Origin of the sequence: Flavobacterium noncentrifugens (assembly GCF_900100375.1) — a bacterium.
Taxonomy (GTDB): domain Bacteria; phylum Bacteroidota; class Bacteroidia; order Flavobacteriales; family Flavobacteriaceae; genus Flavobacterium; species Flavobacterium noncentrifugens.
Genome location: NZ_FNEZ01000002.1, coordinates 691646 through 715568, shown reverse-complemented (window position 1 = coordinate 715568; position 23923 = coordinate 691646). Strand labels below are relative to the sequence as shown.

General features: G+C 40.5%; 25 protein-coding genes. 18 read left to right on the top strand and 7 right to left on the bottom strand.

Features of this window, described 5'->3' with window-relative positions; genetic code table 11:
• Positions 1-53: 53 nt before the first annotated feature.
• Both BLS32_RS07905 and BLS32_RS07900 read right to left on the bottom strand, forming a co-directional pair.
• Positions 54-1319, bottom strand: a complete 1266-nt coding sequence (locus tag BLS32_RS07905; RefSeq protein ID WP_091393763.1) for a sensor histidine kinase — start codon at positions 1317-1319, stop codon at positions 54-56.
• Positions 1312-1989 (bottom strand): response regulator transcription factor, encoded by a 678-nt coding sequence (locus BLS32_RS07900; protein WP_091393760.1) that lies wholly within the window; start codon positions 1987-1989, stop codon positions 1312-1314. The genes BLS32_RS07905 and BLS32_RS07900 overlap by 8 nt, the downstream gene beginning before the upstream one ends.
• Positions 1990-2231: 242 nt before the next feature.
• Here BLS32_RS07900 and BLS32_RS07895 point away from each other — a divergent pair, with 242 nt between their 5' ends.
• The 3 genes from BLS32_RS07895 (at position 2232) to BLS32_RS07885 (ending at position 4717) form a co-directional block, all read left to right on the top strand.
• A complete protein-coding gene (locus tag BLS32_RS07895) occupies positions 2232-2654 on the top strand; it encodes a response regulator (protein ID WP_091393757.1) in 423 nt (140 codons plus the stop codon).
• A 3-nt stretch (positions 2655-2657) separates the two neighbouring features.
• Positions 2658-3902, top strand: a complete 1245-nt coding sequence (locus BLS32_RS07890; protein WP_091393755.1) for a flavin monoamine oxidase family protein — start codon at positions 2658-2660, stop codon at positions 3900-3902.
• A gap of 98 nt (positions 3903-4000) precedes the next feature.
• Positions 4001-4717: a hypothetical protein gene (locus BLS32_RS07885; RefSeq protein ID WP_091393753.1), complete on the top strand. Its 717-nt coding sequence runs from the start codon at positions 4001-4003 to the stop codon at positions 4715-4717.
• Between the two features lie 59 nt (positions 4718-4776).
• On the opposite strand, the gene BLS32_RS07880 is transcribed toward BLS32_RS07885, so the two are convergent.
• From BLS32_RS07880 to BLS32_RS07855, 5 genes are all read right to left on the bottom strand, one after another.
• Entirely contained in the window at positions 4777-6231 is a 1455-nt protein-coding gene (locus BLS32_RS07880; protein WP_091393750.1) for an amino acid permease, read from the bottom strand.
• On the bottom strand, positions 6224-7237 hold the full coding sequence (locus BLS32_RS07875; protein ID WP_091393748.1) for an EamA family transporter: 1014 nt from the start codon (positions 7235-7237) through the stop codon (positions 6224-6226). Before BLS32_RS07875 ends, BLS32_RS07880 begins: the two co-directional genes overlap by 8 nt.
• 417 nt (positions 7238-7654) lie before the next feature.
• A complete protein-coding gene (locus tag BLS32_RS07865) occupies positions 7655-7972 on the bottom strand; it encodes a rhodanese-like domain-containing protein (RefSeq protein WP_091393742.1) in 318 nt (105 codons plus the stop codon).
• 6 nt (positions 7973-7978) lie between these two features.
• Complete coding sequence (locus BLS32_RS07860; RefSeq protein ID WP_091393739.1) at positions 7979-8587, bottom strand: thioredoxin family protein; 609 nt, start codon at positions 8585-8587, stop codon at positions 7979-7981.
• Between the two features lie 2 nt (positions 8588-8589).
• Positions 8590-9111 carry a TlpA disulfide reductase family protein gene (locus BLS32_RS07855; protein ID WP_091393736.1) on the bottom strand — a complete coding sequence of 174 codons (522 nt, stop codon included), beginning with the start codon at positions 9109-9111 and terminating at the stop codon, positions 8590-8592.
• 137 nt (positions 9112-9248) lie between these two features.
• Here BLS32_RS07855 and BLS32_RS07850 point away from each other — a divergent pair, with 137 nt between their 5' ends.
• The 15 genes from BLS32_RS07850 (at position 9249) to BLS32_RS07780 (ending at position 23884) form a co-directional block, all read left to right on the top strand.
• Entirely contained in the window at positions 9249-9701 is a 453-nt protein-coding gene (locus BLS32_RS07850; protein WP_091394695.1) for a MarR family winged helix-turn-helix transcriptional regulator, read from the top strand.
• 11 nt (positions 9702-9712) lie between these two features.
• Positions 9713-10345, top strand: a complete 633-nt coding sequence (locus BLS32_RS07845; protein ID WP_091393734.1) for an NAD(P)H-dependent oxidoreductase — start codon at positions 9713-9715, stop codon at positions 10343-10345.
• 24 nt (positions 10346-10369) lie between these two features.
• Positions 10370-10942 (top strand): YceI family protein, encoded by a 573-nt coding sequence (locus BLS32_RS07840; RefSeq protein WP_091393732.1) that lies wholly within the window; start codon positions 10370-10372, stop codon positions 10940-10942.
• Between the two features lie 216 nt (positions 10943-11158).
• The gene (locus BLS32_RS07835; protein WP_091393729.1) at positions 11159-11716 is read left to right on the top strand and encodes a YceI family protein; all 558 of its coding nucleotides are present in this window, start codon (positions 11159-11161) and stop codon (positions 11714-11716) included.
• 495 nt (positions 11717-12211) lie between these two features.
• A complete protein-coding gene (locus tag BLS32_RS07830; protein ID WP_091393727.1) occupies positions 12212-13612 on the top strand; it encodes an anthranilate synthase component I family protein in 1401 nt (466 codons plus the stop codon).
• 65 nt (positions 13613-13677) lie between these two features.
• Positions 13678-14247: an anthranilate synthase component II gene (locus BLS32_RS07825; protein WP_091393722.1), complete on the top strand. Its 570-nt coding sequence runs from the start codon at positions 13678-13680 to the stop codon at positions 14245-14247.
• A 56-nt stretch (positions 14248-14303) separates the two neighbouring features.
• On the top strand, positions 14304-15296 hold the full coding sequence (trpD, locus tag BLS32_RS07820) for an anthranilate phosphoribosyltransferase (RefSeq protein ID WP_091393717.1): 993 nt from the start codon (positions 14304-14306) through the stop codon (positions 15294-15296).
• Positions 15297-15298: 2 nt separating this feature from the next.
• Entirely contained in the window at positions 15299-16084 is a 786-nt protein-coding gene (trpC, locus tag BLS32_RS07815) for an indole-3-glycerol phosphate synthase TrpC (protein WP_091393714.1), read from the top strand.
• Between the two features lie 108 nt (positions 16085-16192).
• Positions 16193-16792: a phosphoribosylanthranilate isomerase gene (locus BLS32_RS07810; RefSeq protein WP_091393711.1), complete on the top strand. Its 600-nt coding sequence runs from the start codon at positions 16193-16195 to the stop codon at positions 16790-16792.
• Positions 16789-17970 carry a tryptophan synthase subunit beta gene (gene trpB / locus BLS32_RS07805; protein WP_091393708.1) on the top strand — a complete coding sequence of 394 codons (1182 nt, stop codon included), beginning with the start codon at positions 16789-16791 and terminating at the stop codon, positions 17968-17970. Before BLS32_RS07810 ends, trpB begins: the two co-directional genes overlap by 4 nt.
• Positions 17971-18101: 131 nt before the next feature.
• Complete coding sequence (gene trpA, locus BLS32_RS07800) at positions 18102-18869, top strand: tryptophan synthase subunit alpha (RefSeq protein WP_091393705.1); 768 nt, start codon at positions 18102-18104, stop codon at positions 18867-18869.
• A gap of 227 nt (positions 18870-19096) precedes the next feature.
• The gene (locus BLS32_RS07795) at positions 19097-19723 is read left to right on the top strand and encodes a TetR family transcriptional regulator (RefSeq protein WP_091393702.1); all 627 of its coding nucleotides are present in this window, start codon (positions 19097-19099) and stop codon (positions 19721-19723) included.
• Positions 19713-21056, top strand: a complete 1344-nt coding sequence (locus BLS32_RS07790) for a TolC family protein (protein WP_091393700.1) — start codon at positions 19713-19715, stop codon at positions 21054-21056. Before BLS32_RS07795 ends, BLS32_RS07790 begins: the two co-directional genes overlap by 11 nt.
• 12 nt (positions 21057-21068) lie before the next feature.
• Positions 21069-22151 (top strand): HlyD family secretion protein, encoded by a 1083-nt coding sequence (locus BLS32_RS07785; protein WP_091393697.1) that lies wholly within the window; start codon positions 21069-21071, stop codon positions 22149-22151.
• A gap of 140 nt (positions 22152-22291) precedes the next feature.
• Positions 22292-23884 carry an MDR family MFS transporter gene (locus BLS32_RS07780; protein WP_091393694.1) on the top strand — a complete coding sequence of 531 codons (1593 nt, stop codon included), beginning with the start codon at positions 22292-22294 and terminating at the stop codon, positions 23882-23884.
• Positions 23885-23923 lie beyond the last annotated feature (39 nt).

Below are 23923 nucleotides of genomic sequence, written 5' to 3'. Positions count from 1 at the left end.
TTTAAAATATTAAGGCAAATTTGCGGTGTGAATTGGGAGGAAATTTGAATTTCTTAAAACTTTACAGAAAATGTATGAAGATCATTTTCATAAGCGTAATTGATTTCCCAATGGTTCAGCTCTGTAATTTTTTTGACGATCGCCAATCCGAGTCCGTTTCCTTTTCCAGATGGATTTAATTTGGCAAAGCGGTTGAATAATTTTTCGCTGACAAGTGCGTTTTCGCTACCCGAATTTGCAAACGTAATGGCATTGTTGGCAATCGCAATGACAATTTTCCCATTTTCTTCATTGTGCCTGATGGCATTGAGGAATAGGTTATTGATCAGCACTTCTGCAAGTCCGGGATTGGCTTCAATTTCTAAATTTTCAGTAAATTCGGTAATGATCGTGAGGCTTTTGGATTTGGCCTGTTCTGCAAAAAAATTCAGGTTTTTTTTAATATAATCGTTAATAACGATCGGTTGTTTTTCGAAGGTATTTGTATTTTCTATTTTGGACAACATCAACAGGTTTTTGTTGAGTCGGTTGAGCCTCGAAACGTCGTTATTCAGCGAATCCAACAACCTTGATTGTTCTTCTGAAATATCTGGAAACTGTATCAAGGAATCTATTTTATTCTGGAAAAGTGCCAGCGGCGTTTGGAGTTCATGTGCTGCATTTTCGATAAATTCGCGTTGGTTTTGGTAAATCGCGGTATTCTTTTCGATCAATCGGCCGATGCTTTTATTGAGTGTTTCAAATTCAACAATATTCGTCGGGATAAACTGCGGCTGCCTGTTTTTGTCAATTTCAAAGTTGCGGATCTGCCCGAGCGTATCATAAAAAGGCGCCCATAGTTTTTCAGCCGAACGCTTCGAAAGCCAGATAATCCCAATCATCAACACCGCAATAACCAGCAAAAAAAATACTGCGATACTAACGACCATTCCTTCCATGATGACCAGATTGCTCTGCTCGATGTAAGTATATTTTTTTCCATTGATTTCGATTGGCGACCATAAAACACGAAGCGGTTCGTTTTCATTCGAAGTGCTGTCATAATACTCAGAACTAAAGATCGAGTCTTTCGTCATGCCTTTATCGGCTACGATGTCAACATTGCGGTTGTATTGATTCCATGTTGCAATATCGGCTTCGGTAAAATTCTTTTTGCTCTCTTTTAAAAAAGCTTCCTTATGGAAAACAAGTACTTCATCGGCTTCATAAATGTACAGGAAATGGCTTACCATATAAAATACAGGGGCTGAAACCAGTAAAATGATCACAGCAAGAATGAGGAAGCTTCGCGTCGTCTTATTGAGTAATTTTTTATTCATTTTGCCATTTGTATCCGAGTCCGTAAACCGTTTGAATGTAATCTTCGCTGCCCGCTTTGGTAAGTTTCTTCTTCAGGTTTTTGATGTGCGCGTACACAAAATCGTGATTGTCGAGCATATCGGCCATATCGCCTGAAAGGTGTTCTGCAATCGCCGCTTTAGACAATACTTTGTTGTCATTCCCAATCAGGAACAACAGCAAATCTATTTCTTTTTTTGTAATGTCAAGCTTGATTCCGTTGACAGTTACCGATTTGGAAAACACATCAATCGTGATTTCGTTGAACGTTACTGTGTTACTGCCTTTAAAGTTTTTCCTGCGGATCAAAGCCTGCATCCTAACGAGCAATTCCGATAGATGGAAAGGTTTGGTCAGGTAATCATCTGCGCCAAGATTAAAGCCTTCGATGCGCGTTTCGAGATTTTCCCTTGCAGAAATAATAATGACTCCTTCTGTTTTATTTGCAGCTTTAAGCGCTTTTAGGATATCAAAGCCGTCGCCATCTGGCAGCATTAAATCAAGTAAAATGCAATCATAATCATACATACCGATCTTTGAAACGGCTTCTTTATAATTTGAGGCTGTTTCGCAATGCACGCCGTTTGGCTTAAAATAATCTTTAATGCTTCTGGCAATTTCGGGTTCGTCTTCTATAATCAGGATTTTCATGCTGCAATTTAATCATTCAATTCTGAATGAAATCTGAATTTTTTACGAATTGAATACTTCGCTGCCCACATTGTAAAAAAAAGAAACTCTATATGACAATGTGAAAAAAATCTTAAGATTTGATTCTAATCCCAAAAGCAATTGTTTAAATTGTAACTTTAAGAATCTATATCAAAAAAAGGTTTTTCCCTAATAATAACCTAATATGTTTTGTTTTTATGCTTGCAAACTTCAAGAAGTACATGATTACTATTTTTCTGACCGAAGACGATAAGGACGATCAGACGATTTTTAAAGAAGCACTCGATGAAATTGAAATCAGTTTCCACATCGCCAATTTCCATAATGGCGAAGAGTTGCTAGAACACCTTGAAAACAATCAGGATTTATTGCCAGATATCATTTTTCTGGATCTGAACATGCCAAAAATGAACGGTATGGATTGCCTCAAAATCCTTCGTGCCACGCCAAAATACAAAGATTTATTTGTGGCCATTTATTCTACTTCGGGATCACAGGAAAATATTGAAAATGCTTTTATGGCTGGTGCCAATGCGTATATCAGGAAGCCAAACGATTTTGAGGAACTTAAAGATATCCTGCGCGAATTGCTCAGGGATTCGTGGGGCGATCATTTTGCAGCTTCAAACCTGAAGACTTTTTAACCAATGAAAGTGATTGTCGTTGGCGCCGGGGCGGCCGGATTGATGGCTGCGCATGATTTGGTTGCAAACGGTGCCGAAGTTTTGCTGCTCGAATCTTTAAACCGGACCGGTGGCCGCATTCATACCCAAAACCTGCCGGGTTTTACAAATCATGTGGAAGCCGGAGCCGAATTTATCCATGGGAATTTACCGCTGACTTTAAAACTGATGAAACAATCGGGGCTGACTTACACGCCAACTTCCGGAAAAATGTATCAATCGGTCAACGGCAAACTGCAATGCGGTTTTGGCGAAAACAAATCGTGGGAAGATTTTTATGAAGCGATGTCTGATTTAAAAAACGATCGTACCGTTTCTGAACTTTTGGATTTCCAATTCAAAGCTAAAAAATATGAAAAATTGCGGCGCGAAGTTTCAGACCGGGCGCAGGGTTTGGATTTAGCCGATATTTCGCGGCTGAGTGTTTTCGGGATTCGCGGGGAATGGGCGAATGAAGAAACACAATTTCGCCCCGATTCTGGTTATTCCGAATTATTGCAATGGCTTTACAACCAGACGGTTTCTCCAAAATTCAAATTGATCCTGAACCAGAAAGTAGAGAGAATTGACTGGGCAAATGACGAGGTGACAGTTTTCACGAATACCGAAAGTTTTCATGCCGATGCCGTTTTGCTGACTTTACCGCCGGTATTTTACAAAGACATTGCTTTTTTGCCTCAAATTCAGGATACAATTTCCCTTTTCGAAACGATCGGTTTTGGCGAAGTCACCAAACTGGCACTCGAATTTGAATGGCCGTTTTGGGAAAATGATTATCCCGATCTCGGATTTTTATTTGCCGCTGAAGGCTTTACATTCTGGACACAATATCCAAAAAGAAGTCCGTTGCTCATTGGCTGGCTCGGAAACGATTATGCCGGAAACTACGACAAATTTTCCGACGAGGAACTTCTGAAAAAGGCACTTTTAAATCTGGAAAAAGCATTTCATTCGAAATTTCCTGTCAAAGAATTGTATAGAACCGGCACTGTTTTCCGGCATACAAAAAATTCTGTTTCCCGCGGAGGCTATTCGTGGCCGACTCCACAAACACGAAAATCTGTCAAAACTTTACAGAAAGGAATTGAAAATACCATTTGGTTTGCAGGCGAAGCATTATATCTTGAAAAAGGTGCCGCAACAGTGGAAGCAGCCTTGCAAAGCGGTAAAAAAGCTGCTTCTGAAATTATAAAATCTTTGAAAAAATAGTCTTCGGCTTTCATTTTAAGGCTTTCAAAACTTTAACTAAAATACTGTTGCAGATGAATTTGCATTCACTTCCTTTGACGAAATTATAAAAATTTACTATGAAAAAGATGAAAATGTTCTGTGCAGCAGCATTGCTGGTTTTGATTGCTCCGGTGTTTGCACAGAAAAAAGTGGCAGTGGTTACTTTCTATGCCGACAAACAAGTCGACCTTAAAGATGTTGGTCTTGGTGGTGCTACGATCATTACTGATCTGGCAAACGATCCAACATTTAACCTACAACCGATATTGCAGCAATATCACGACAAATTCTTTAAAGATTTTGCTTCAAAATTCCCATTCGAATTGCTTCCGGAAACTACAGTGACCGAAAATGCTGCGTATCAGGCTTTCACTCCTGAATTTCAGCCCGGCTACGCGGCCAATAGTTTCACGACTATTGCAGGTTACAAACCAGCAACGCCAAATTATGGCAAAGACAACGTCAAAAATTTGGTTTCTACATTCAGCGATGCCGACGGAATCATGTTTGTTTATGTGACTTTTGCCCTAAACAAAGGCTTTGGCGTGGGTGGAACTGCAACTACAAAAATGCAGGCTTACACGAATATCGTATTGTACAATAAAAAAGGCGAGAAAGTTTTCACGATCAACGAACACGCAAATTCTTCTAAAACCGGAATGATGGTTGGCGGGGTTCCTGTGATGAAATCGGATAAAATCCTTCCAATGTGCGAAAGTGCTTTGACCGAATTGATGAAAGACCTTGACAAAAGGCTGCAGAAAATCGTTGACAAAAGCGGAAAGAAATTGTAACTATTTCTCCATACAAATTAAAGCCTGTACTCTTATGAATACAGGCTTTTTTATTTTAATTATTCTTTGATTTCCAATTGTGATTTCCGAAGCTTGCTGTGTTTTTTTCCGTATCCAAAATAAATCACAAATCCGATCGCAAGCCAGACGAACAAACGGATCCAGGTGTCAAGTGGCAGTGAAAACATCATGACAAGACAAGTTACAATTCCCAATATTGGGACCAAAGGTACGAATGGCGTTCTGAACGGACGCTCGGCGTCGGGCTGTTGCTTGCGCAAAATCAAAATTCCGAGGCAAACCATCACAAATGCCAATAGTGTACCGATGCTCGTCATTTCACCCACAATGCTTATCGGAACCAAACCTGCAAAAAGACTGATGAACACACACAAAACCAGATTCGATTTTGATGGTGTCTGAAATTTTGGATGCAATTTCGAAAATACCTGTGGCAGCAAGCCATCTTTGCTCATCGAATAAAAAACGCGCGATTGCCCAAGCAGATCGACTAAAATCACAGATGTATATCCGATGAGGATCGCTAGAATAATCGCAATTCCGAGCCATTCATACGGAGTATTCGCAATCGCAACTGCTACCGGAGCTGCACTATTTTTGAATTCGGTATAATTAGCCAAACCAGTCATCACATATCCGAAAAGAATAAATAAAACGGTACATATAAGCAAAGAACCCAATATACCGATCGGCATATTTCTTTGTGGATTTTTCGTTTCCTGAGCCATTGTCGCTACAATATCAAATCCGATGAATACAAAGAAAACCACGCCCGCGCCACGTAAAACGCCACTCCAGCCAAATTCCCCGAACGTTCCAGTATTGTTGGGAATGTAGGGCTGATAATTCGCCGGATCGATGTATTGCCAACCCAAAGCAATAAATACGATCACGACACCCACTTTTAAAGCCACGACAATCACGTTGAAAATTGCCGAGCCTTTTGTTCCGCGAATGATAATTGAAGTGATCAAGGCAATGATTAGGACAGCTGGCAAATTGATGATTCCGCTCACAACCGAGCCGTCCTGCATCGTCACGCTTTCAAAAGGTGATTGTACCAGTTGCGGTGGAATATGAATGTTGAATTTCTCTAAAAATTTGACCAGGTATTGCGACCAGCTGATGCCGACCGTCGCCGCGCCAACGGAATATTCGAGTACCAGATCCCAACCGATGATCCAGGCAAACAATTCGCCCAAAGTCGCATAAGCATAAGTATAAGCACTTCCGGAAACCGGAACCATCGAAGCGAATTCGGCATAACAAAGCGCACTGAATGCACAACCAACAGCGGCAATGATAAATGATAAAGTAACGGCCGGGCCGGCGTTGTTTGCAGCGGCAATTCCGGTGAGCGAAAACAATCCTGCACCGATGATGACGCCCACTCCGATTGCTACCAAATTAATCGCTCCGAGGCTTCTTTTTAAAGTTCCGGCTCCGCTTTGCGCGGCTTCCTGTTTTAATAATTCTAATGATTTTTTAAGCATGTTTTATGGGATTTTGGATGTTGTATGGATTAACGATTCGGGCAAAAACCTGGTTGAATTTCCTGATCCTGACCTGTGTCCTTTTTTCGAGTTTGTATTTGGATGCATTGGTCAACACGACTCCAGAAAGGATGATTCCGAGGCCGAGAAACTGGATTCCGGAGATGAATTCACCGGTGACGATCCATCCGGCAAAGACCGCAACAATCGGATTGATGTAGGTGTGCGTACTGACCAAAACCGGATCCTGTGTCGACAACAACCAAATGTATGAAATGTAAGCTGCGATCGATCCGAAGAAAATCAGGAACAGCAAACCGAGCCACGAAGCCAGCGGAACAACAGTTAATGAAAATCCGATCCATTCGCCTCTTACCCCTGCAATCAAAAAACTTGCGATCCCGGCGATAATCAATTGCTGGGAAATGTTCATGAAAGTCGATTGTTTTCCGGGATTGTTTTTGGAATACAGCGAACCCAAAACCCACGAAACAGAACTGATTGCCAAAACGATAAATGCCAATATTTTCAGGCCTTCATCCGTTGCATGAACAGATTTGGAAACGCTGCCTTTTAAGAATAAAATCAATCCGGCAAAACCAATGATCAATCCCGAAACGATCGCTTTATTTGAGAAATAATTGTTCCAGTTCTTTTTGTCGAGCGCGATAAACCAGAACGGACCGCTGGCGATGGCGATGGCCGCTTCGGTGGAGGAAACGTATTGTTCTCCCCAGGCGACTAAACCTGTTCCGCCTGTTAATATTAAAATTCCGGTGATGGCGTTTTTCTTCCAATCGAAAAGGGTTCCGGATTTTTCGTTTTTGGATTTCCTCCATACGAATAAAATCAGCCCGGCGGCAAAAAACCTTAAACCGGACAAAATAAATGGCGGAAAACCTTCGAGCCCAAAAGAAATGGCGAGAAAAGTCGATCCCCAAATGAGGTAAATGCTGGCAAACGCAAGCAAAGTGGCGATGGATATTTTATTTTTAGTGAATGACATAACGATTGATTTTTAAAAATTCGGATATAAAAAAAGGCCTTTCTTCAATTGTTGAGGAAAGGCCTGGATAATTTTTTGGATATTAATTAAGCAAATACATTCCTGCAGCGATGGACACGCATCATCTGATGACAACGATTCATACACATACACTTTTTAGCAGAAGATTTCATAATTAAAGATTTGATATTAAACAAAAAAAAAGAGCCTTTCAAACGGATGAAAGGCTCTGATAAATTTTATAAAAAATTATTTTATATACTGGCCAATTCATACAACGGGATTAGTTTGCAACACATATTGCAAGCTGAATTCATCATATTATGGCGGTGGTTTCTCATTACGTCGGCAAATGTATTACCTTATTTTCAATAAAAAAGCATCAATTAGCATTTTTTTTGAATATTCTTCAAAGCATTAATTTTCAGGTTCTACGACTTTTCCTTTCCATTGCATCATTCCGCCGAGCAAATTGTAAGTGTTTTCAAAACCCAATTGGTTCATGATGTTGCAGGCTTGTTCGCTGCGTCCGCCGGCTTTGCAATAGACGTAATAATTTTTGGATTTGTCGAGTTCTTCAACAGCGTAAATAAATCCCTGGCCTTTGTAAATGTCGATATTAATGGCATTTGGGATGATTCCGTCATTCCATTCGTCTTCTGTACGCACGTCTAAAATGACGGCATTGGTATCGGCTTCAAGCTGTGAAACCCAGTCTTCTTGTTGTAAGTTCATAATTGATTAAGCTTTGATGGAACATCCGATCGCTTTGGTTTCCTTAACAGCGATTTCCTTTTTTTCAAGCAGCGAATTTACGGCATTTTCGACATATTTCTGTTTTACAGCTGCTTCATCTTCGTAATTGTCATCAATTGCTCCTACGTATTTGACTTCATTTCCTTTGGCCGTTTTCTGTAAAAGATACACATGCGGCGTTTTAGTCGCGCCATATTGCGGATAGATTTTCTGGCCTTCGTCAAACAAATATGGGAATGTAAAACCTTTTTCTTTGGCGCGTTCCTGCATTAAGGCAAAGCTGTCCTCTTTTTGTTTTTCAGGATTGTTTGGGTTGATCGCAATTACAGGATAGCCAAGTTTTGCATATTTTTTATCGAGTGCGATGATACGGTCTTCATACGCTTTTGCGAACGGGCAATGGTTGCAGGTAAAAACGACGATGAACCCTTTGGCATCTTTGTAATCCTTGAGTGAAACCATTTTGTTGTTGACATTTTTGAGGCTAAAATCGGTAGCGATGTCGCCCACTTTATAACCTGTTGCTGTTGGAATTGTAAAAGCGCTAACAATTGTGAGCACAACAGCCGCGGCGAAAATCTGGAATTTTTTCATGTTTATTGGATTATGGATTGGACTTCTTTTTCTAATGCTTCGAACGTGAAACTTTGTTCGTAAAACTTGCGTTGGCTTTTATTGTAAATGACCGTTGCCGGAATGGCGCCAGACCAGGATTTGTCGACTTTTTCTATCCAGGAATTGGCATCGGGATCGTTTAGGAAAATCACTTTGGACTGCAGATTTTTGCGTTTGATGAAAGGCAATAAACTGGTTTCAACCTGCTTCGACATGTCCATGCTGACTAAGATCACTTTGACTTTTTTGCTTTTGTATTCGGCATTTAATTTTTCAAAATTAGGCAATTCTTCAACGCAGGGCTTGCACCAGGTTGCCCAGAAATTGACTACGTAAGTCGTGTCGTTTTTCTGGTTTAAGAAATATTCGAAAGTTTTATAATCGTATGATTTTACCGAAATTCCGTCTTTAGAATATACTTTTAGCGGCTTCGGATCAGTTTGTGCTGTTAAAGACACGCAGTTCATCAGGAACAAAATCAATAAGGAAAATAATAGTTTCATACTCTTTTTTTGAAGGCGAATAAAATTAGGCAATCTAAACAGCGACTATTTTTATTTAACAAAAAATTAATAAACACTTGTACATACAAATGAAAAATACCATTACATTTGTACCTACAAATTTTGTAAAAGCAAATATGACAATTGAAGAAATCATAAAATCAAGTACGGCAATCACACTCCCTAAAAAGACGGTCCTGAACATTTTATACACACAAAATGTCATCAACGACAAGTTTAATGAAGTGTTGAAGCCGTTTGATATTTCTCCCGAGCAATTTAATGTGCTGAGAATATTAAGAGGACAAAAAGGCGCACCGGCAAACATGAGCCTGTTGCAGGAACGCATGCTGGCTAAAACGAGCAACACCACAAGATTGGTCGACAAATTGCTCTTAAAAGAACTCGTCACCCGAAAAGTATGTCCGGGAAACCGCAGGAAAGTGGAAGTTTTAATTACGTCAAAAGGACTCGATCTGCTTTTAGAAGTCGATCCGCAAGTCGATGAGCACGAAAAACTTTTCAGTGCAAACCTCACTGCCGGCGAACTTGAGACACTCAATAATTTATTAGAAAAATTCAGAAATTAAATACCAAAAAAATGTCAAACCATATTGAAAACCTTAACTGGCGTTATGCCGTTAAAAAGTATGATGCTTCGAAAAAAGTATCGGCTGAAGACTTGCAAACTTTAAAAGAAGCAATCCGTTTGAGTCCATCGGCTTATGGGTTACAACCTTATAAAGTCTTGTTCATTGAAAATACGGAATTGCGTGAAAAACTCAAAGCTGCGGCTTACGGACAAACACAAATCACCGACGCCTCGCAACTTGTCGTTTTTGCAAGCATCACCGATTTTGGAAATCCGGAAATCGATTCTTACATCAACAACATTGCAAACACCCGCTCACTTGCTGTAGAAAATCTTGAAGGCTACAGCAACATGATGAAATCGAGCATTTCGCCACTGCCATTGGAGGCAAGGGATAATTGGTCGGCGAAACAAACCTATTTGGCACTTGGAAATTTACTCAATGCAGCGGCAACATTACACATTGACGCAACGCCAATGGAAGGTTTCAATCCAGGGCAATTCGATGAAATCTTAGGTCTGACAGAACAAGGCTTGCATGCCACAGTAATCGCAGTAATCGGTTACCGCCATGACGAAGACGCTATACAGCACCACAAAAAAGTCAGAAAATCCAACGAGGAATTATTTATCAATTTATAATCTTAACTAAATCAATTTAATACAATGAAGAATTTAAAAACAATCGCAATCGCATTATTAGTAGCAGCATCAACAACAGTTGCAACAGCTCAGACCAAAAAAGTAGACGTAGCAAAAAGCAAAATCTCATGGGTAGGTAAAAAAGTAACCGGACAACATACGGGAACTGTAAACCTAAAAGACGGTGCTTTGGTATTCGACGGAAAAAAACTAAAAGGCGGATCTTTTACAGTAGATATGAACTCGATTGCAGTAACAGATTTAACAGCTGACCAAGGAAAAGAAAAATTAGAAGGCCACTTAAAAGCAGATGATTTCTTCGGAACTGCAAAATATGCCACGTCTAAATTGGTTTTCAAAACGATCGCTGCCGGTAAAACTGCAGGAACTTACACGGTGACTGCCGATTTAACGATCAAGGAAAAAACAAATCCTGTCACTTTTGACATCACTGTAAAAGGAAATACTGCAACTACGACTTTCTCTGTTGACAGAACAAAATACGACATCAAATACGGATCAGGAAGCTTTTTTGAAGGCCTTGGAGACAAAACCATCAACGACAACTTCGATTTAACGGTTAGCTTGCAATTCTAAATCTCAAAAAATTGCTATGCAAGCAAAAGCCCGGTAAGCAATTACCGGGCTTTTTTTATTTTATAAAATCCGCAGTTAAAACATTAATTATCAGACATTAAATAAAATCTGACGCTTTTTTTCGTAACTTTATTACACCATCACAGTTTTCCACGCACTTTCATTTCCAGTATTTTCAAAAGATGGCCACTGAATCCTAATTTAAAATAGCAACAAATGAAAAAAATCACCTTTGTCTTATTGGCATTCCTCGCCACTCTGACGTTTTCCGCACAAACAAAAGCAATTGATCTCAAAAAAAGCAGCATCACCTGGACTGGTAAAAAAGTTACGGGCGAACACAGCGGAACAATCAATTTTAAAGACGGCGCGCTCGTATTCAAAAACAAAAAAATCGTGGGCGGAAGTTTTACTGCCGATATGACCACACTCACAAACACCGACCAGTCCGATGGCGGAAAAACCAAACTCGAAACCCATCTCAAATCAGGCGATTTTTTTAATACCGATGAATATAAAACAGCAAAACTCGTCTTTAAAACCATAGGCGAAAAATCACCAAACGTCTATACTGTTACCGCTGATATGACCGTCAAAGGCAAAACCAATCCAGTCAAATTCGAGCTTATCGTAAAAGGTAAAATGGCAGCAACTGAGTTTTCTGTCGACCGCACCAAATTCGGCATTCAATATGGTTCGGGCAGCTTTTTCGACGATCTTGGCGACCGCACGATCTATGACGAATTTGACCTTAAAGTACAATTGTATTTTTAATTTTGGCGAGTCCCGTTGGGTCAGGCTGTACGTTTCAATCTTTTTAAATTCCGCTGCACTGCATTTTAAAAAGGATTTCCACTTCCATCCTTCTCGCAATTGATTGTGAAATTAAAGAGTTTGGAAATTTGCAAAATCATGAAAAATACCTAACAGCCACTGGCTGTCCTCCTTTTAATTTTAAATACTTCCATCCTTCTCGCAACGTCGATTCAACCGGAAGATTTTTCGCAGCGTATATGACAAGTTAGCCGTCTAAATGACAACAAGAGGTAAAAAAAATAAAAATAAAATTCCAACTTTCAATTTAATTCCTACATTTGTAAAACACAAAAAGATCATGAACACAATTTTAAACAATAGCTGGTGGTGGAACAATTTACGTCAAATGTCGTGAACAGTCTGCTATAAGTATATTTTAAAATCTAAATATCCGAAAAGGCTTGTCAATCACGACAAGCCTTTTTTTATTGCCCAAACTTAAAATCACTCACATTGGAAAAATATCATTTACATACGCAATTCAAGCAAATCCTCGCTGATACGATCACACCGGTCAGTGTTTATTTGAAGATCCGGGATAAATTTCCAAACAGCTTATTGCTAGAAAGCAGCGATTACCATGCAAGCGACAACAGTTTCTCGTACATCTGCTGCAACCCGGTTGCGTCGATCAAAATCGAAAACGAAACGATTTACAAAACCTTTCCTAACGGCGTTTCGGAAGTGAGAAATATTAGCAGCGAAACAAATATCCCACACGAAATCCAGCAATTTGCCTCCGAATTCGAATCAGACAAAAGCGATTTCAAATTCATCAACAATGGCTTATTCGGTTACATTGCTTACGATGCTGTTCGTTATTTCGAAAAAATAAACATCGCAAAAAAACACCAGAACCTGAATATTCCCGATGTGTATTATGCCGTTTACCAAAACATCATCGCAATCAACCATTTCAAAAACGAAGCGTATATTTTCTGCCACAGCATTGACAAATCCAACAACATTTCTGAAATCGAGCAACTCTTACAAACGCGGAATCTTCCATCGTACCAATTCCGCAAAGACGGAAATGCAACCTCAAATTTAACCGATACCAAATTCCTCGAAAATGTCGTCCTCGCAAAAAAACACTGCCACCGCGGCGACGTATTTCAACTGGTGCTTTCCAGACGTTTCTCCCAAGGTTTCAAAGGTGACGAATTCAATGTGTATCGTGCTTTGCGAAGCATTAATCCGTCGCCATACTTATTCTTTTTTGATTATGGTGATTTCAAGATTTTCGGTTCTTCGCCAGAAGCGCAACTGATCGTCAAAAACCGCATTGCCGAAATCCACCCAATTGCCGGAACTTTCAAACGCACCGGAAACGATGAACAAGATGCTGTTCTCGCCAAACAATTATCCGAAGATCAAAAAGAAAATGCCGAACATGTCATGCTCGTTGATCTCGCCCGAAATGACCTGAGCCGGAATGCGCATCATGTAACAGTCAACAAATACCGCGAAGTGCAATATTTTTCACATGTGATTCATCTGGTTTCAAAAGTCAGCGGACAATTGCACGAAGGCGCCAACACGATGCAGGTTGTTGCCAATACATTTCCTGCCGGGACTTTATCAGGCGCTCCAAAACACAAAGCGATGCAATTGATTGAAAATATTGAAAAAACGAACCGAGATTTCTATGGCGGCGCAATCGGTTTTATGGACTTTGAAGGAAATTTCAACCATGCAATCATGATCCGGACATTTCTGAGCAAAAACCACGAATTGCATTATCAGGCCGGTGCCGGAATTGTGGCAAATTCAAACGAACAAAACGAATTACAGGAAGTTTATAATAAATTAGGCGCGCTTAATAAAGCGTTGGATTTGGCAGAGAATATTTAGAAAAAGTAGCAAAGTAGCAAAGTAGCAAAGCTCAAACTAGTGCCTTCACAGCAAAAAATAAAAACATGAAAAAAATAGCAGTCATCGACAATTACGACAGTTTTACATATAATCTCGTTCATTATCTCGAAGATTTGAATGGTGAAGTAACGGTTTTTAGAAACGACGAATTTGAGCTCGACGAACTCGAAGATTTTGACAAGATCGTACTTTCTCCAGGTCCGGGAATTCCTGACGAGGCCGGCTTGCTCAAAGAGGTCGTCAAAACATTTGCAAAAACCAAAAGCATTTTAGGTGTTTGCCTTGGGCAACAGGCGATTGGGGAAGTTTTTGGCGGAAGTTTGTCCAATCTTGAAAAAGTCTACCATGGCATCGCAACCAAAATCAAAATTACCGTGTCAGACGAATTGCTTTTTTCGGGGTTGGAAAGTGAAATCGAAGTCGGACGTTACCATTCCTGGGTGGTCAATACCGAAGATTTTCCAGAATCCTTAGAAGTTACGTCAATTGACGAAAACGGTCAGATCATGTCATTGCGGCACAAAACACTGGACATTCGCGGCGTACAGTTTCATCCTGAAAGCGTGTTGACACCAAATGGAAAAAAGATTTTAGAAAACTGGCTGAATTCCTAAATTGAAAATCCAAAAAACTTCAGCCAATCAGTGCCTTACCGGCTAATAAAATTCCAATGAAAACAATTCTCAACAGGTTAATCAATCACGAAATATTATCGAAATCCGAAGCCAAAGAAGTTCTGGTCAACATGTCAAACGGACAATACAATCACAGCCAAATCGCCAGTTTCCTAACGGTTTACATGATGCGAAACATCACAATTGACGAGCTTTCGGGATTTCGCGAAGCGCTGCTCGAACTCTGCGTTCCCATTGATCTATCCGATTACAATACCATCGATCTTTGCGGAACCGGCGGCGACGGAAAAGACACGTTCAACATTTCGACATTGGCGTCATTTATCACGGCCGGCAGCGGAATTAAGGTTGCCAAACACGGCAATTACGGCGTTTCATCAATTTCCGGATCGAGCAACGTCATGGAAACTTTGGGCGTAAAGTTTAGCAATGACGAAAATTTCTTAAAAAGGTGCATTGAAGAAGCAAATATCTGCATTTTACATGCGCCGCTGTTTCATCCGGCGATGAAAAATGTTGCGCCAATCAGGAAAGAACTGGCTGTAAAAACATTTTTCAATTTACTCGGGCCCATGGTCAATCCGTCGTTTCCGAAGAATCAATTGGTTGGCGTTTTCAATCTCGAATTGGCAAGAATGTATGCCTATTTGTATCAGAATACCGACAGAAATTTTTCGATTTTACACAGCCTTGACGGTTATGACGAAATCTCGCTGACCGGAAACACAAAGATTATTTCAAACAAAACTGAAGCGATGCTCAAACCAGAAGATTTCGGAGTCAGCAAATTGCAGCAAAGGGAAATTGAAGGCGGAAAAACCATCGAAGAATCGGCTAAAATGTTTATGGAAATCCTTTCCGGAAATGGCACGAAAGCACAACGAAACGTAGTTTGTGCCAATGCTGCGATGGCCATTTCAATGATGAAAAACTGCAGCATTACAGAAGGATTTGAAACCGCTAAAGAAACATTATCATCTGGAAAAGCATTGCAAAACCTCAAAAAATTACAACAACTCAGCGCATAATTATGGACATTTTAAGCAACATCATCGCCGATAAAAAACGGGAAATCATCCTCAAAAAATCGATCATTCCGGTTTCCCAGCTTGAAAATTCGGTTTTATTTGGAGGACGAACGGTCTCTATGAGCAAGAATTTAAGAAGCAGCCCGTGCGGAATAATAGCTGAATTCAAACGCCGTTCGCCGTCGAAAGGTGAAATCAATTATAGTATTTCAGTTGAAGAAGTTACGCAAGGTTATGAACGCGCTGGTGCTGGCGGAATTTCAGTTTTAACTGATGGTAAATATTTTGGCGGTTCGCTCGACGATTTGTTGTTGGCGAAAGCCGCAGTGAATGTGCCTTTGCTCCGAAAAGAATTCATTGTTGACGAATACCAGATTTTAGAAGCAAAAGCTTTTGGCGCCGATGTCATTTTGTTGATCGCCGCTGTTTTGACTCGTGATGAAATCAAGAATTTATCTGAGTTTGCACAATCGCTCGCATTGGAAGTTTTATTGGAAGTGCACAGTGAAGAAGAACTTGAAAAAACAATCATGTCAAGCCTTGACATGATTGGCGTGAACAATAGAAACCTCAAGAATTTCGAAGTCGGCCTTGACATCAGCAAAGCACTTTCCTATAAAATCCCTTCCGATTTTGTCAAAGTTTCCGAAAGCGGAATCAGTAGTATTGAAGCGATTAAAGATTTAAAAAACTACGGTTTTGAAGGTTTTTTAATCGGTGAAAACTTTATGAAAACTGAAAATCCGGGTGAAAGTTTAAAAAAATTCATGGAACCATTAAGGCATTAAGGTTCATTAAGATTGGACTTAATGCCTTAATTGTTTAAAAAAAAGAAAATGAAATGCAAAATTTGCACTTAATGAACCTTAATGCCTTAATGGTTAAAAAAAATGGTAATGAAACTCAAAATATGCGGCATGAAATATCCTGAAAATATTGCTGAAGCAAGTGAATTGCTTCCCGATTTCATGGGTTTTATCTTCTGGGAAAAGTCGGTCAGATATTTTGATGGCGACATTCCAAAATTGCCTGAAAGCATTCAAAAAGTAGGTGTTTTCGTAAATGAAAGAATCGAAATTGTCATCGATAAGATCCAGAAGTACCAATTGCAAATTGTACAGTTACATGGAAACGAATCTACCGAATATTGTTCCGAATTGCAAAAGCAAAATATCAAAATCATCAAAGTTTTTTCCATTGAAAATGATTTTAATTTTGAGGATTTAAAACCTTTTGAAGCTGTCGCCAATTATTTTTTATTCGATACCAAAGGCAAATTGCCCGGTGGAAACGGCAGCAAATTCAACTGGCAAATCCTAAAAAATTACAACTCCGAAAAACCGTTTTTCCTCAGCGGCGGCATCGGAGTGAATGAAATTGAAGAAATCAAAAATCTTAACCTGCCCATTTATGCGATCGACATCAACAGCAAATTCGAAACAGAACCAGGATTAAAAAACATTGGATCAATCAAACAATTCAAAGCAAAATTATGACCTACAATATTGATAAAAACGGATTCTACGGTGAGTTTGGCGGTGCCTTCATTCCCGAAATGCTTTATGCCAATGTCGAGGAATTGCGTCAAAACTACCTTAAAATCAGCAACGAAACTTCGTTTAAAACCGAATTTGAAAATTTGCTGCGCGATTTTGCAGGCCGCCCCACTCCGCTCTATTTTGCCGAACGCTTATCCAAAAAGTACAACACCAAAATTTACCTGAAACGCGAAGATCTATGCCATACCGGCGCACATAAAATCAACAATACGATCGGGCAGATTTTAATGGCAAAACACCTTGGAAAAACACGGATTATCGCTGAAACCGGAGCCGGGCAACACGGCGTGGCAACTGCAACCGTGTGCGCTTTGATGGGTTTGCAATGCATCGTTTACATGGGTGAAATCGACATCAAAAGACAGTCGCCAAATGTTGCTAGGATGAAAATGCTTGGCGCGGAAGTCCGCCCAGCAACTTCAGGTTCGAAAACCTTAAAAGACGCGACGAATGAAGCGATCCGCGACTGGATCAACAATCCGATTGACACGTATTACATCATCGGATCGGTCGTTGGGCCGCATCCATATCCTGATATGGTCGCCAAATTCCAGTCGGTCATTTCTGACGAGATCCAAAAACAATTGCTCGAAAAAGAAGGCCGTGAAAATCCCGATTATGTAATCGCCTGCGTAGGCGGCGGAAGCAATGCTGCCGGGGCTTTTTATCATTTTTTAGACAATGAAAACGTCAAATTAATTGCGGTTGAAGCTGCCGGAAAAGGCATACATTCGGGTGAAAGCGCTGCAACTTCGGTACTTGGAAAAGTCGGGATTATCCACGGAAGTAAAACCTTATTGATGCAAAGTCCCGACGGCCAGATCACAGAACCGTATTCAATTTCTGCCGGGCTCGATTATCCTGGCGTTGGGCCGATGCATGCGAATTTATACCAAACCAAACGCGCTGAATTCCTTGCGATCACTGACGATGAAGCAATGCAATCCGGACTCGAACTCGCAAAAACCGAAGGCATTATTCCGGCCATTGAAAGCGCGCATGCGTTCGCTGTTTTAGATAAAAAACCGTTTAAGCCTGACGATGTTGTCGTGATCAGTTTGTCTGGCCGCGGCGACAAGGATCTGAATACGTATATTGATTATTTTAAATTATAATTGGGCGTTACCTAAAGGTCGGGCTATGCGTTTCAATCTTTTTGTTTGAAAGATGGTTCTAAATAGATTGTAATTTCAAAAACAAAAAGGATTTCCACTACTATCCCTAACGCACACAAACACGCAATAATATGAATCGCATTCAAAATAAATTATCCCAAAATAAAAAACTGCTTTCCATCTACTTCACCGCAGGTTATCCAAAAATTAATGATACGGTTTCGATTATTCAGGAACTCGAAAAAAGCGGCGTCGACATGATCGAAATCGGATTGCCATTCAGCGATCCATTGGCCGATGGCCCAACAATTCAGGCAAGTTCGACTGCAGCATTGCAAAACGGCATGACAACAAAATTGCTTTTTGAGCAACTGCGTACCATTCGCGAAAGCATTCAGATTCCGTTGCTGATCATGGGTTATTTTAATCCGATACTGCAATTTGGCGTGGCCGAATTTTGCAGGAAATGTTCAGAAACCGGAATTGACGGACTGATTATACCCGATCTTCCGGTCGATATCTACGAAAAAGAATACAAATCCACTTTTGAAAAATTTGGTTTGACCAATGTTTTCCTGATTACGCCGCAAACTTCTGACGAACGCATACGTTTTATCGACAGCATTTCTAACGGATTTATTTACATGGTTTCGTCTTCGAGCGTGACTGGAAGTTCGGATGGTTTTAGTGAAATCCAGACGAATTATTTTAAGCGCATTTCTGAAATGAATCTCAAAAACCCGCTGATCGTTGGCTTTGGGATCAACAACAAAAAAACATTTGAACAGGCGACGAAAGCAACTTCAGGAGCAATTATCGGAAGCGCTTTTGTGAAGCATTTGACTAAAAACGGGATTTCTAAAATCGATTCTTTTATTTCCGGGATTCGTTTATTTTAAATTGGAATGCAGATGAATGAAGATTTCTTTTGTTTGCGATAATTATAAGGCGCGTTTTTTTCAATTATTATTTAGCGCAAACTTGTAAAATCTTGGTCATCTGCGTTCAATAAAAATCCGCCCAAAACACTCGAAAACGTTTTATGTTAATATTACGTTAAAGGAAAATTAAACAAACGTTTGAATTAAACAATCGTTTAACTTTGTGTCCGATTTAAAATCATACCATGACGTTAGACTTAAATGACAAACAAATCCGGATTCTGCTCGTAGCTGAAAAGCTTTTTGCAGAGAAAGGCTTTGACGGAACATCGATACGGAACATTTCAAAAGACGCGAAAATTAACATTGCAATGGTTTCGTATTATTTCGGATCGAAGGAAAAAATGCTTGAATCCCTGATTTATTTCCGTACTTCCGACCTTAAAATGCAGCTTGAAAACCTGTATCAGGAAGCCATTGAGCCGATGGAAAAAATCAACAAACTCATCGATTTATACATTACCCGCATCAACAAAAACAAATGCATTTATCAAATCCTGCATTTCGAACTGTCGAATAAAAAACGTGCCGTTGACATCAAATCTTTTACAGAAGTCAAACGCCAGAATTTGATCTCACTCGAAAAAATCATTACCGAAGGCCAGGAAAAAGGCATTTTCAAAAAAGACATCAACGTGATTTTGCTTCCGCCAACGATACTTGGAACGTTTTTCCATTTTCAGATGAACCGCCCGTATTTTGAAGAACTTCTCGATTTGAGAACCGATGAAGCCTTCGACAATTACATCAAAACCGACTTAACAAAACACATTAAACAAACCATCAAAGCCCTTTTAATAAATGAAATTTAGTAAACTCTTGCTGTTCGGAATTTTCCTTATCGGAATTTCATCCGTCCACGCACAACAGAAAACCAATCTGTCGCTTAAAGATGCTGTCGAAATCGCGCTTTCCAAGAGTGATGAAGTCGGCCTTGCTACGACAAAATCGGTGACGAGAAGCTACGAACTCTCGTCGGTCAAAAACAACCAGTATCCCGATGTCAAAATTTCAGGACAATATTTGCGCCTGACAAATGCCGACATCAAACTGAAATCTTCAGGCGAAGCGTCGTCTGATCCGGATGCAGAACCAGCGGCGACCCCGAAAGTCAACCAATTGATGTTTGGGCAAGCCAGCGTTTCAATGCCCTTATTTTCGGGCTTCAAACTCAGGAACAGCATCAAAGCATCTGAAAGTCAGTACAAAGCCGAACTTGCAAACGCCAGTTATACGAAAGAGGAAACGGCAATGAAAGTTGTAAGCTATTATGCCGATTTATATAAAGCGCAAAAATCTGTCGAATTGTTCAAGGAAAGCCTCAAAAGCGGGCAACAGCGTGTGACCGATTTTACCGCCATGGAGCAAAATGGAATTATTGCGAGAAACGATTTATTAAAAGCGCAACTGCAGGTTTCAAAATACCAATTGTCATTGGATGATGCCGAGAAAAACGTGCGACTTATTAATTATTATCTGGTCACTTTATTAAAACTTTCGCCTGAAACACAAATTTCTGTAAGTCCGGAAAGCATCCAGAACGATTTATTTTCGTTTAATGTACAAACCGAAGCAGAAGCATTACAAAGCCGAAAAGATATGGAAGCTTTAAGCCATCTCGAAAATGCAAGCAAGTCGGAAATTAAAGTCGCGCAAAGCGGATATTATCCCGCACTTTCATTGACTGGCGGTTATGTCGCGATGGACATTCAGAACGTTGTTCGTGTAGAAAATGCGATGAATGTTGGCGTTGGGTTGTCCTACAATTTATCTTCAATCTTTAAAAACGGCAAAGAGGTCAAAGCTGCCAAAAGCCGCGCCCAGGAAGTAGAACAGCAAAAAGCCATTTTAACCGACCGCATCAAAGAACAGATCATGGAAGCCAAAGAAAGCTATGATTTGTCGATGAAACAGGATAAAGTATATACCGAAGCTGTTGGCCAGGCAGATGAGAATTTCCGCATCGTAAAAGACAAATACGACAACGGGCTTTCAGATACCAACGATTTGCTTGAAGCCGATGTTGAGGATCTCAGCGCCAAGATCAACCTTGCTTATGCCAAAGCAAACGTTGTGTTAAAATATTACGAATTGCTCGACGCCTCGGGCCAACTGACCCAATCATTCAACCTTACAACAAAATAATATTTACCCATCATGGAAGAAAAGAAAAAAACCAACAAGAAATTTATACTGATTTTCGGAGTATTGATCGTTTTAGGATTGACTTACGGAATTTACAAATACGTGCACTCGCTTGCCCACGAAGGTACCGATGATGCGCAGATCGAGAAAAACATGAACCCGATTATCCCAAGAGTAACCGGATATGTGACCAAAGTGTATGTAAAAGACAATGATTATGTCAAAAAAGGAGATACTTTATTTACAATCGATGACAAAGATTATGTAGTCAAACTGGCTGATGCCGAAGCCGCGCTGGTTGCAGCACAAGGCAATCTTGCAGTTTCAAAAGCTGATGTTGGAAGTGCTCAGGCAAACGTTTCGGTATCTGAAGCGAATGTGCAATCGGCTGGTGGAAACATTGAAACAGCTAAAATCCGTTTGAAACTGGCTTCGAATGATTTCGAGCGTTACAACAACCTTTACAAAAACCATTCAATCACGAAACAACAATTTGAACAGGCAGAAGCTGCAAAATTAGAAGCACAAAGCCAGTTGAAAATTTTACAGGATCAACAGCGTGCGAGCAACTTCCAGAAATCGGTGATCCAGGCCAAATCAAATGTTTCGAGCAAACAAACCGATGTGGCTGCAGCCAATATCAACCGTGCAAAAGCCGCGCTTGATGCCGCAAACCTGAATTTATCTTACACTGTGGTTACGGCTTCGGCTGACGGACAGGTTTCTAAAATCGCCATCCAAACCGGACAATTGGTACAACCTGGACAATCATTATTCTACATCATTAACAGCAGCAACGTGTGGGTAATTGCGAATTTTAAGGAAACACAACTGAACAAAATGGTCATCGGGCAAAAAGCGACAATCAAAGTCGATGCTTACCCTGATACCGATTTCGAAGGAACAATTACCTCTTTTTCTCCAGCTACAGGCTCAAGATTTTCTTTATTGCCACCTGATAATGCTACCGGAAACTTCGTGAAAACGATCCAGAGATTGCCTGTAAAAATCAGCCTTGACAAAAACAATGATGCTGAAAAAATGAAACTGCTCAGACCGGGAATGAACGTTGATGTTGACGTGCATTTGAAATAATTGTTTTTTCAGAAGCTATTTCCTGCTGTCCGCTGTATCTTTTTCCCTTAAAGAATCGGGAAAAAGGATGCCGCTTCCATCAGGGCTAGGGTTTCCGTTTCCAAAACAATTAGTCATTATTAATTACAAATTCAAAAAACATGGCAGCAGTAGCTACAGCAGGAGATGACGATTTGGTAGAATACGGCTTTAGGCGCGTGATCATTACGATTACGGCTGTACTTTGTGCCCTACTCGAGATCGTCGATACCACGATTGTCAATGTCGCATTGACCGATATGCGCGGAAGCCTTGGCGCGACTTTAACCGATGTCGCCTGGGTGATTACAGCTTATGCGATTGCAAACGTGATCGTGATCCCGATGACTTCATGGCTTTCACAGCAATTTGGACGGCGTAATTATTTTGCGGTGTCGATCATCATATTTACAGTATCGTCTTTTCTTTGCGGAAATGCCTCGAATATCTGGGAACTCGTCGCCTTTCGTTTCGTACAAGGGCTTGGCGGTGGCGCATTGCTCGTGACCGCACAAACGATCATCACCGAAAGTTACCCGATTGCCAAACGCGGAATGGCGCAAGCGATTTACGGAATGGGTGTGATCGTTGGGCCAACATTAGGACCGCCGCTCGGAGGTTATCTTGTCGATAATTTCTCGTGGCCTTATATCTTTTACATCAACATTCCACTTGGGATTATCGCGGTATTTTTGACGATGACGTTTGTGAAAAGTCCGAAATATGGGGAAAAGCTCAAAGCCAATCAGGTCGATTGGTGGGGAATTGTCTTTCTTGCTTCGTTCATCGGATCTTTGCAATTCGTACTCGAGCACGGACAGCAGGACGATTGGTTCAACGATGAATTAATTGTGATTTTAAGTGTTGTAAGCGTCCTTGGTTTTCTCGCTTTTTTATGGCGCGAACTCACCTACCAGCATCCGATCGTGAATTTAAAAGTACTCAAAGACGGAAATTTGCGGGTTGGAACCGTAATGTGTTTCATTCTTGGTTTCGGCCTTTACGGATCGACATTGGTCATCCCAATTTATACGCAGTCGATTTTGGGTTGGACGGCGACTGATGCCGGATTGTTGTTGATTCCCGGGTCGATTACTACTGCTTTTATGATGCCGATCATTGGAAATTTAATTCAGAAAGGCGTTCCGCAGGCTTATATGGTTGCAGTTGGATTCTTGGTTTTCTTTGTTTTTACGTTTTGGATGCACAACATTATCACACCCGATACTGGTGTAGAACATATGTACTGGCCGCTAATTATGAGAGGAATTGGCCTCGGATTGTTATTCGTACCAATCACGACGATGGCGCTTTCGACCTTAAAAGGAAAACACATTGGTGAAGGCGCGGCTTTTACCGGAATGATGCGCCAATTGGGCGGTTCTTTCGGGATTGCGATCATTACGACCTTTATTACGCGTTTCAGCCAGGAGCACCGCGTAAATTTGGTTTCAAACCTTGACATGAGCAAACTTGAAGTGCAAAACCGCGTACACCAATTGCAGCAAAGTTTTATGTCGAAAGGTTTTACTCCGAATGAAGCACTTGGAAAAGCGTATCAATTATTGGATATGTCGGTCAACAAACAAAGTACCGTGATGTCGTATATGGATATTTTCCTGTACCTCGGAATCTTATTCCTGTGTTGCATTCCAATCATATTGCTGGTTAAACGAGGAAAAAACAAAGTCGATCTTTCTGAAGCCATGCACTAAACAAAAACTCCGGATTCACCTTCGGAGTTTTTTTATGCT